The organism is Streptomyces longispororuber (assembly GCF_024448165.1).
Taxonomy (GTDB): domain Bacteria; phylum Actinomycetota; class Actinomycetes; order Streptomycetales; family Streptomycetaceae; genus Streptomyces; species Streptomyces longispororuber_A.
Genome location: NZ_JAMOLN010000435.1, coordinates 1 through 620, shown reverse-complemented (window position 1 = coordinate 620; position 620 = coordinate 1). Strand labels below are relative to the sequence as shown.

1 rRNA gene is annotated in these 620 nt (G+C 56.0%); it reads right to left on the bottom strand.

The features are described 5' to 3' along the window. Nucleotides 1–620: ribosomal RNA gene (locus M4J07_RS47725) — 23S ribosomal RNA — on the bottom strand; the annotation flags it as partial.

Here is a 620-nt window from a genome sequence, read left to right as displayed (position 1 = left end):
AATGACACGACTTCGGCGGTACGCTTGAGCCCCGCTACATTGTCGGCGCGGAATCACTAGACCAGTGAGCTATTACGCACTCTTTCAAGGGTGGCTGCTTCTAAGCCAACCTCCTGGTTGTCTCTGCGACTCCACATCCTTTCCCACTTAGCGTACGCTTAGGGGCCTTAGTCGATGCTCTGGGCTGTTTCCCTCTCGACCATGGAGCTTATCCCCCACAGTCTCACTGCCGTGCTCTCACTTACCGGCATTCGGAGTTTGGCTAAGGTCAGTAACCCGGTAGGGCCCATCGCCTATCCAGTGCTCTACCTCCGGCAAGAAACACACGACGCTGCACCTAAATGCATTTCGGGGAGAACCAGCTATCACGGAGTTTGATTGGCCTTTCACCCCTAACCACAGGTCATCCCCCAGGTTTTCAACCCTGGTGGGTTCGGTCCTCCACGAAGTCTTACCTCCGCTTCAACCTGCCCATGGCTAGATCACTCCGCTTCGGGTCTTGAGCGCGCTACTGAATCGCCCTATTCGGACTCGCTTTCGCTACGGCTTCCCCACACGGGTTAACCTCGCAACACACCGCAAACTCGCAGGCTCATTCTTCAAAAGGCACGCAGTCACGA